Below are 8,228 nucleotides of genomic sequence, written 5' to 3' on the forward strand. Positions count from 1 at the left end.
TTTGATAATGAATAACCTAGCCGATGACTTCTATGACAAACTTGCCGCAAATGGTTTTGATAATATTTTGGAAGTGGAAAAGGAATTTTTAGATTGCGACCATATAGAATTTTTGGAATTCTTACTGACAAGCTGGAATTCAGACCCCTTTTTACTAGGTAGCGTTCATCATCTTAAAAATCCTGAAAATGCACCTGAAAATTTACGCAAATCTGCCTATGTATATGCTATTGTAGAAAAAATTTTCACTCCACACAATAAGGTCTCACAAATCAATGTTTTAAGCTCTATTGATTTAATGCAAAGTGTTGCTACAAAGATAGAGCTTTTTAAAAATAAAATTATGAGAGAATACTCTCACATTAATCTTGAATAAGCCTTGCTAAATCCCCTTTAGCAAAGCTTTTAAGGCTTTTATAATCAAGCTCGAAAAAGTCCAAATTCCGTCCTGCTTCACCCAGCAAAGAACGCAAATTAATATAAAGCCCATCTTGTTTAAAAACCACTTCTTGTTTAAAAAGATTAAAACCCCATTCATCTTCATCAAAATAATTTTTTCGCAACAAATCATAAGCTTTATCCTCATTAAAATATTGCTCTAAAGCCTTTGTAAGGAATTTTCTAACTTCTTTGCTGTCTTTAATCACATCAGCTAGAATATAGCTTTTAAGCTTGAAATTTTTAGTATCCAAAGAAAAGCCACTTTGATAAAAGCTCGGATGTGCAGCTTGAGAATAACTATAAGTTACAAAATTTTCAAAGAAAATTTTATCCTTTGTGATTTTGCTGATTTTAAGTCTTTGATGGAATTCATCGCCAAAATAACTCTTCTCATTTAAAAAACGCTCCTTATCCTTTAAAAGTGCATCGAAAGCTTGTTTGTCGCTTTGAAAATGAAGCTTTTGAGTGCGTTCAAGCTCCCCTAGCGTAAGCTTAGTATTTTCTATGAAGAAAAGATTATTTTCATAGCTGTTTAAAGCCTGATTTTGCTCATCTTTATAAGAACTAATAAAGCTTTTTTCGCCCTTTGTTTTAAGCTCACTAAGTTCGCAAAGCTTATTAAGACAAAGTTTAGCCTTGCTAAATTCCACCAAGTTATAAGCTCCATTTTTAAATTCAAAGCCATATTTGTTTAATTCCCCAGCCACTAAAAAAAGAGGCAAAAACAATAAAAATAATTTCTTCATTTTTTAATCTTCTCCTTTTTCAATACTTTCTTTGCTATCAAAATAAATTTCACTCCTTGCTACTAGCTCATAAGTGCCTTTTTCTAGGCTTTCTATCACAATAATGGGTGAAAGATTATAAGGAGCAAAATGCTTTTGCCTTAGGGCTATTTCTTGCTTGATACTCAAAGGACGCCTTAAAAAATCATCAAAATTTTTAAATTTATGCTTGCATTTTGCATTCAAATACTCAAAATCCCACAAGCAAATTTCATCTTTCATACTTTGAAAAATGCCCTTACAATGCTCACTAAGAGAAAATTTACTTAAAGCATTTTTAAAATGCGAATAAAATAAAATATGACTTTTAATGACCCTTTTATCCCGTTTTAGCACAGCACTTAAAAGCCGATAATTAAGAAATTTCTCTCTTCTAAGAGTAAAGCTAATGCCCCTTTTTTCAAGGACTTTTACTCTTTTATAAAGCCTTATTCTCTCTTCTATACTTGCAGGTAAAATTTGTCTAGTTATAGGACTCATCAGCTCATCAATAAAGGCTTTGCTTTGCTTTTGTTTTTTAAGCCCATAAATACAACCGCAATAATTTTGATGATAAAGTTGGCTTTGCTTGGCTAGGGCAAATTGTCTTTGCGTGCCTCCGTTTTTACGAAAATCAGGAGCTAAAAACTCTATACCATAAGGCTCACATTCTTTTTGCAGGGCATTTTTAAGCTGCTCTAAATCCTTTTTAGGACTGGTTAAAAGTGTAGTTGTCAGCCTTTTTTCGCCTAGCTTTTTGGCAAATTCCACACTGCCACCCATTCTAAAATTAAAGCAAATTTCACACCTAGCCCCCTTTTCAGGCTCATCTTCATAGCCCCTTACAGCATTAAGCCATTTTTCATACTCGTATTCGCCCTTGTAAAGCTTCACTCCTAGCTTTTCACAGCTTCTTTTCACATCTAAAAATCTTAACTCATACTCACTATAAGGATGGATATTAGGGTCGTAAAAAAAGCCCACAAGTTTTTCTTTAGGATAAGCCTTTTGTAATTCTTGTAAAAAATAATGACTATCCACACTACAACAAATATGCACAAGCATTAAAGACTCTCAAGCACTTTTAGGGCGTGATTTGCCACCCTGACATTGCTATAAATCGCTTCGATTTTGCCCTGCTCATCGATGACAAAGGTCGAGCGAATAAGCCCTTCGTATTCTTTGCCATAATTTTTCTTAAGTCCCCACGCTCCATAAGCTTTAGCGATTTCTTTTTGACTATCGCTGAGTAAAATATGCTTAAGCTTAAATTTAGCGATGAAATTTTGATGACTCTTGACACTATCAGGACTTATGCCAATAATCACAGCATTTTTATTCTCAAAATTTTCATAATTTTGCGTAAAATCACAAGCTTGCGTGGTGCAGCCTGTCGTATTATCCTTAGGATAAAAATATAAAATTACCTTTTTACCCCTAAAATCCCTTAAGGCTATATTAATCTCATCTTGGTTTAAAAGCTCAAATTCAGGGGCTTTATCGCCTATGTTTAACATTTTCTACTCCTTTAAAAATTGATTTAAAGCCAAAATTAAGGCAGGTTTAATAACACTGCCGTGATTTTTGTTTTTTAACTCACTATACAACACCTCGCACCCGCTTTGCTCTTGTAAATTTTGAGCTAATTGCGAACTTTTAAGCTCATTTTGCTTTCTTGTATTCTCAAGTGTTCCTTTAAAAATCATAATTTCAGGACATTTTGCAGGATTAAAACGAGCAGGTAAAAAACTCGCATTTCCCCACCAAAGCGAAGGCGAAGCGATAAAATAAGCATCAAAAATAAGCTCGTGATTGACAAGGGCATTGAGCGTAAAAAGTCCGCCAAAACTATGCCCAAAAAGTGCTTGTTTCTCCACGCTAGGATATTTAGCCTTGATAGTAGGCAAAAGCTTTTGAACTAAAAAATTAAAAAATTCCGCTTCACCCCCGCCCAAGCTCTCGCCTTCAACCTTAGGCGTATAATCCCTTGTCCTTTGCTCTAAATCATAGCCTAGCTCATTATCATAACCTATACCTATGATAATATAAGGCTTAGAAGCTTCACTTAAGGCATTTAAAAGCAAAGGAAAATGCTTGTTTGCATCAAGGATATAAAAAGCTTTTTTAACAGCCACAACACCCTTACTCTGTGCGATGAAAATTTGATAGCTTTTATCCTTATAATTTAACTTGTTCTTTTCTATGTTGAAATTTTTTTGAGCTAAAGCACTCAAAGGCTCTATTTTTTGATAATCCAAATCAGGTTTAGCCCACAAAAAAATGGGTAAAAACAAGCAAACAAGTCTTAACATTGTTTTGCTTTGATTTGCTCCACGCTTAAACCCCCAAAACCTATATCATAATTTTCAATATCCTCTATCATCACTATGGTTCTTTCTTTGTTTTTATTATACTTAGTGCTTAAAAGCTCGGTTATATCGGCTATTAGCTGGGCTTTTTCTTCCTTGCTTAAAGCCGGTTTAGCAAGTTTGATATTAATTATTGGCATATTTTCTCCTTTAAAATTTATAAATTATCTCAAATCAAATTTAACCAAAAAGAAATTTCAAAATTTCATAGAAGCAAAGCTTATCATTAATCTACTTTTGCTAGAATTAAAAGTTTTTTTAAACACTCAATAAATACAATTTACAAGGCTAAAAATGATATCAGCAGATAAAATTTGGATGGATGGGAAATTGATTGATTTTAAAGATGCCACTTTGCATTTTTTAACCCATTCTCTACACTATGGCAATGCAGTTTTTGAAGGAACTAGAGCCTATAAAACAGATAAAGGCTTGGCGATTTTCAGACTTGAAGAACACACCAAAAGACTTTTAGAGTCTGCAAAAATCACTCTTTTAAATTGTCCTTTTTCTCAAAAAGAGCTTGAGAATGCTCAAATAGAACTCTTAAGAGCGAATCATTTTAAAAGCAATGTCTATATACGCCCTTTGATTTTCTTAGGCGATGGAGTTATGGGGCTTTATCATATAAAAGCTCCTGTAAGAGTAGGCATTGCTGCTTGGGAATGGGGGGCTTATTTAGGCGAAGAAGGCTTAGAAAAAGGCATAAAAGTAAAAATTTCATCTTTTGCAAGAAACAGCGTAAAATCCTGCATGGGCAAGGCTAAAGCCAGTGCGAATTATCTTAATTCTCAGCTTGCTAAATTCGAAGCCATTGAAGCAGGTTATGAAGAGGCTTTAATGCTAGATGAAGAAGGCTTTATCGCAGAAGGCACAGGAGAATGCTTTTTTATGGTAAAAGACGGGGTTTTAATCACTCCACCTAATGATTTTTCCCTAAAAAGCATTACTCAAGACACAACGCTCAAACTCGCTCACGACCTTGGCATTAGTGTCTTGCGTCAAAGAATTTCAAGAGATGAAGTTTATACCGCTGATGAAGCATTTTTCACTGGAACAGCCGCTGAAATTACGCCTATTAACAATATCGATGCGAGAATTATAGGCAAGGGTAGCAGGGGTGCTATCACAAAAAAACTTCAAAATGCGTATTTTGATGTGGTTTATGGACGCCATGAAAAATACGCCGCTATGCTAACTTATATTTAAAGGAAAGAAATGCCAGCTGATTTAAATGATTATTTTAATAAAAAAAATGGAAATTCAAATAACAATAACGCAAACAACAACCGCCAAAATTTCAACTTCAAAGCTCCTGAGTTTAATTTTAAGGGCTTTGGAAAATTGGCTCCTTTTATTTATGGGGCTATTATTGTTGTTTTGTTTTTAGTGGTTGCAAAGCCTTTTATGGTGATTAATTCAGGCGAAATGGGGATTAAATCAACCACAGGTAAATACGACCCAAATCCTTTGGAGCCGGGACTTCATTTTTTCATGCCTTTTATACAAAAAATCACCATCATCGATACTAGAGTAAGGCAAATCAACTATGCTTCCATAGAAGGAAGTAATGAAAATTTAGCTTCAGGCTCAGGTGTGATTAACAAAAACAGCATTTCGGTGCTTGATTCTCGCGGTTTGCCTGTGTCTATTGATGTAACAGTGCAATACCGCTTAAATCCCCTTCAAGTCCCACAAACCATCGCAACTTGGAGTTTAAACTGGGAAAATAAAATCATAGACCCTGTGGTGCGTGATGTAGTGCGTAGTGTAGTAGGTAAATACACAGCTGAAGAGCTTCCAACCAATCGCAACGCTATTGCAACCCAAATCGAAGAAGGCATTAGAAAGACCATAGAAGCCCAGCCAAATGAGCCTGTGGAACTTCGTGCTGTGCAACTTAGAGAGATTATACTGCCTGCTAAGGTAAAAGAGCAAATTGAACGCGTTCAAATCGCTAAACAAGAAGCAGAAAGAACCAAATACGAAGTCGAAAGAGCCAATCAAGAAGCCCTAAAAAAAGCCGCCCTAGCCGAAGGGGAAGCTAATGCTACCATAATCAGTGCCAAAGGTAAAGCCACAGCTGTTAAAATCGAAGCAGATGCACAGGCTTATTCTAACAAAGAAATCGCCAATAGCTTAAATTCTCCTTTGCTTAATCTCAAGCAAATCGAAACACAAAAAGAATTTAACGAAGCTTTAAAAGTCAATCAAGATGCGAAAATTTTCTTAACTCCGGGCGGAGCAGTGCCAAATATATGGGTGGATACTAAGGACGCGAAAAAGCAAAGTTCTGCAAATATGAACTAAGGATAAGTGGGTGGAAAAACTAAGAGAAATCGTGCTTTACTACACCACACATTTATACTTGGTCGATTATATGCTGATTTTGTTAGTTTTTTTCCTTTTCACTTGCGTTTTACTACTTTGCGTATTTTTACGTCATAGACCTGTGATAGCTCTTTTTATCATAGGCTTAGATATTGTGCTTTGTTTTTTAGTCTATGTTTATGGCTATAAACTCATTGACAAAGAAGCAAGAAGTAGGCAAACTTCCATAATCGAACATAAAATGATACAAAGCACCCAAGCTTTGATGATTGATTTTAATATCACTAACACTTCTAAGCATAATTTTAAAGAATGCAAAGTCATAGCCAAAATTTTCACAGACGCACTGCCAGATGATGGCATAGTAGAAAAATACAAAAAGAAATTTTTACCCCTAAGACAAAAAAGTAAAGATTTAAAAGAGCTTAAAAAAAATACAAGCCAATTCCAAAGAATTTCCTTTGAAAATTTTAATTACGACAATAACTACACTATTCGTTTAAATTCGGAGTGTTTTTAATGCAAATTACTTTGTTTCATATCATAGTCTTTGTCGTTTTAATCCTTTGTTTTGGTCTAGTTTGTCTTTTGATTTTCTTAAAAATCAAGCAAAGAGAAATCGCTTTGGCTTGTTATACCATAGCAAGCATTTTCACGGCTTTGCTTATTTATTCTATTTTTCTTACCATTAACCAATTCATCACTCAAGCAGAACTAAGCAAACTCACTTACACAAGGGATTTAAGACACGAAAGCGTTATCATCAGCGGAAAGGTTCAAAATCTCACACGCTTTGACATTAGAAAGTGCTATTTAATGTTAAGCATACTCAATCAAAAAGAAGTCGGTGCTGAAATTTTTAAAGAGCAAAATCTTAAAAATGCCCAGATGAAAAACACCAGCGTTTCCTATACCATAGAAATTATAAACACTCTTCCGGGTCATACTTATAAGGAATTTAGTGCGAGTGTTCCTTTCCCACCAAGCTTTAACAATCCTCAATTTTATCATACTCTTAAGTGTATTTAAATTCATCTAAGTTGATTTAAAAAAGCCTTTTGTAGAAAAATACCTTATATTTTGAGAATTTTATAATTTTACTTACCATTAGAATTAAATTTAATTTTAAACAATAAGTTAATATTATGGATTTTATATTTAAATATAGTTAAATTTTGTTTTTTTTTTTTTTGATATTTATTACATTTTAAAGAAATATTTATAAATAAAATATTATAATTGCGAACAATTTTCGTTAAAAATTTAAAAAAGGATAATTATGAAATTTACAATCCGTGGTAAAATGCTTCTTTTAGCGTTCGCAGCATTGATTTCTGTCATAGCGACTTTTGCAACTTTTTTCGTTAATAATCAAAATGGCTTAAAAATGTTAATGAATGAGTCCCGCGATATACTAGAAGGAGAAGTCAATAACAAAATCCAAACCTTAACCCTAGCAATGGCTCAGTCTTTAGGTGATTTATTAGAAAATGTCCCGAATGAAAAAGAAAAAATCGCCATCATCGATAAAGCCATTGAAAATTTTAGATTTGAACAAGACAAGAGCGGTTATTTTTTCGTTTATAAAAAAACAACCAATGTCGCTCACCCTGTAAGAAAAGATTTAATCGGCAAAGATTTAAAAGACGCTAAAGATGCCAATGGTGTTTATTATGTTCAAGAATTATACAAAAAAGCCTTGAATGGCGGGGGTTTTGTGTTTTATGATTTTACTAAGGGCGGAAGCCAATCAAGCATAGCTCAAAAAAATGCTTATAGCGTTATGATACCTAACACCGATGATATATGGATTTCAACAGGCGTTTATGTCGATACTCTGGAGCCTTACATCCAAAAAGAAATGGAACTTATCCCTGAGCATTTTCAAGCAGGATTTATCAAGTCATTAGCCATTGCTACCTTACTCATTGTTGCTATTTGTCCTTTTGCTTTCTTTTTTTATAAACAACTCAATTTTTCCATCATTGCCATTTCGTCAAACATCAATTCCTTCTTTGATTTCATCAATCATAAAACAAAGAACATAGCTACTATTGATGTAAAAACTAATGATGAATTTGGTCAAATATCAAATGCCATCAATGAAAACATTCTAGCTACTAAAAAAGGTTTAGAACAAGATAATCAAGCTGTAAAAGAAAGTGTAGAAACAGTTTCAGTAGTAGAAAGTGGTAATCTTACAGCAAGAATTACAGCTAATCCAAGAAACCCACAACTCATTGAACTTAAAAATGTTCTTAATAAACTTCTTGATGTCTTACAAGCTAGAGTAGGTTCTAATATGAATGAAATTCATAAAATC

11 protein-coding genes are annotated in these 8,228 nt (G+C 33.8%); 6 read left to right on the forward strand and 5 right to left on the reverse strand.

Annotated elements, in window-relative coordinates; translation table 11 throughout:
- Positions 1 to 7 precede the first annotated feature (7 nt).
- Positions 8 to 376: a hypothetical protein gene (locus tag ACLL8X_RS06460; RefSeq protein WP_411990101.1), complete on the forward strand. Its 369-nt coding sequence runs from the start codon at positions 8 to 10 to the stop codon at positions 374 to 376.
- On the opposite strand, the gene ACLL8X_RS06465 is transcribed toward ACLL8X_RS06460, so the two are convergent.
- The 5 genes from ACLL8X_RS06465 to ACLL8X_RS06485 are packed head-to-tail and all read right to left on the reverse strand — an operon-like array spanning position 363 to position 3,714.
- A complete protein-coding gene (locus ACLL8X_RS06465) occupies positions 363 to 1,187 on the reverse strand; it encodes a hypothetical protein (protein ID WP_411990102.1) in 825 nt (274 codons plus the stop codon). The two genes, ACLL8X_RS06460 and ACLL8X_RS06465, sit on opposite strands and share 14 nt — an antisense overlap.
- A gap of 3 nt (positions 1,188 to 1,190) precedes the next feature.
- The gene (locus tag ACLL8X_RS06470) at positions 1,191 to 2,270 is read right to left on the reverse strand and encodes an epoxyqueuosine reductase QueH (RefSeq protein ID WP_411990103.1); all 1,080 of its coding nucleotides are present in this window, start codon (positions 2,268 to 2,270) and stop codon (positions 1,191 to 1,193) included.
- On the reverse strand, positions 2,270 to 2,722 hold the full coding sequence (gene bcp, locus ACLL8X_RS06475) for a thioredoxin-dependent thiol peroxidase (protein ID WP_411990104.1): 453 nt from the start codon (positions 2,720 to 2,722) through the stop codon (positions 2,270 to 2,272). Before bcp ends, ACLL8X_RS06470 begins: the two co-directional genes overlap by 1 nt.
- Before the next feature lie 3 nt (positions 2,723 to 2,725).
- Positions 2,726 to 3,517 (reverse strand): alpha/beta hydrolase, encoded by a 792-nt coding sequence (locus ACLL8X_RS06480; RefSeq protein ID WP_411990105.1) that lies wholly within the window; start codon positions 3,515 to 3,517, stop codon positions 2,726 to 2,728.
- Positions 3,511 to 3,714, reverse strand: coding sequence for a tautomerase family protein (locus tag ACLL8X_RS06485; RefSeq protein ID WP_411990106.1), 204 nt, complete (start codon positions 3,712 to 3,714; stop codon positions 3,511 to 3,513). The genes ACLL8X_RS06480 and ACLL8X_RS06485 overlap by 7 nt, the downstream gene beginning before the upstream one ends.
- 154 nt (positions 3,715 to 3,868) lie before the next feature.
- Between ACLL8X_RS06485 and ilvE the strand changes: the two genes are divergently transcribed.
- From ilvE to ACLL8X_RS06510, 5 genes are all read left to right on the forward strand, one after another.
- Positions 3,869 to 4,783 carry a branched-chain-amino-acid transaminase gene (gene ilvE, locus ACLL8X_RS06490; RefSeq protein ID WP_411990107.1) on the forward strand — a complete coding sequence of 305 codons (915 nt, stop codon included), beginning with the start codon at positions 3,869 to 3,871 and terminating at the stop codon, positions 4,781 to 4,783.
- 9 nt (positions 4,784 to 4,792) lie between these two features.
- Complete coding sequence (locus ACLL8X_RS06495) at positions 4,793 to 5,884, forward strand: prohibitin family protein (RefSeq protein WP_411990108.1); 1,092 nt, start codon at positions 4,793 to 4,795, stop codon at positions 5,882 to 5,884.
- A gap of 10 nt (positions 5,885 to 5,894) precedes the next feature.
- The gene (locus ACLL8X_RS06500) at positions 5,895 to 6,425 is read left to right on the forward strand and encodes a DUF2393 domain-containing protein (protein WP_411990109.1); all 531 of its coding nucleotides are present in this window, start codon (positions 5,895 to 5,897) and stop codon (positions 6,423 to 6,425) included.
- Positions 6,425 to 6,934 (forward strand): DUF2393 family protein, encoded by a 510-nt coding sequence (locus ACLL8X_RS06505; protein ID WP_411990110.1) that lies wholly within the window; start codon positions 6,425 to 6,427, stop codon positions 6,932 to 6,934. The genes ACLL8X_RS06500 and ACLL8X_RS06505 overlap by 1 nt, the downstream gene beginning before the upstream one ends.
- 250 nt (positions 6,935 to 7,184) lie before the next feature.
- Positions 7,185 to 8,228 (forward strand): cache domain-containing protein (locus ACLL8X_RS06510; RefSeq protein ID WP_411990111.1); only part of this gene is annotated, 1,044 nt, incomplete at its 3' end.

The organism is Campylobacter parajejuni, assembly GCF_046764905.1.
Taxonomy (GTDB): Bacteria; Campylobacterota; Campylobacteria; order Campylobacterales; family Campylobacteraceae; genus Campylobacter_D.

Bases quoted from the DNA above. Each gene is read 5' to 3' on its own strand.
- ACLL8X_RS06470 (WP_411990103.1), bottom strand. From the start codon at position 2,270: ATGCTTGTGCATATTTGTTGTAGTGTGGATAGTCATTATTTTTTACAA.
- bcp (WP_411990104.1), bottom strand. From the start codon at position 2,722: ATGTTAAACATAGGCGATAAAGCCCCTGAATTTGAGCTTTTAAACCAA.
- ACLL8X_RS06460 (WP_411990101.1), top strand. From the start codon at position 8: ATGAATAACCTAGCCGATGACTTCTATGACAAACTTGCCGCAAATGGT.
- ACLL8X_RS06495 (WP_411990108.1), top strand. From the start codon at position 4,793: ATGCCAGCTGATTTAAATGATTATTTTAATAAAAAAAATGGAAATTCA.
- ACLL8X_RS06485 (WP_411990106.1), bottom strand. From the start codon at position 3,714: ATGCCAATAATTAATATCAAACTTGCTAAACCGGCTTTAAGCAAGGAA.
- ACLL8X_RS06465 (WP_411990102.1), bottom strand. From the start codon at position 1,187: ATGAAGAAATTATTTTTATTGTTTTTGCCTCTTTTTTTAGTGGCTGGG.
- ilvE (WP_411990107.1), top strand. From the start codon at position 3,869: ATGATATCAGCAGATAAAATTTGGATGGATGGGAAATTGATTGATTTT.
- ACLL8X_RS06480 (WP_411990105.1), bottom strand. From the start codon at position 3,517: ATGTTAAGACTTGTTTGCTTGTTTTTACCCATTTTTTTGTGGGCTAAA.
- ACLL8X_RS06505 (WP_411990110.1), top strand. From the start codon at position 6,425: ATGCAAATTACTTTGTTTCATATCATAGTCTTTGTCGTTTTAATCCTT.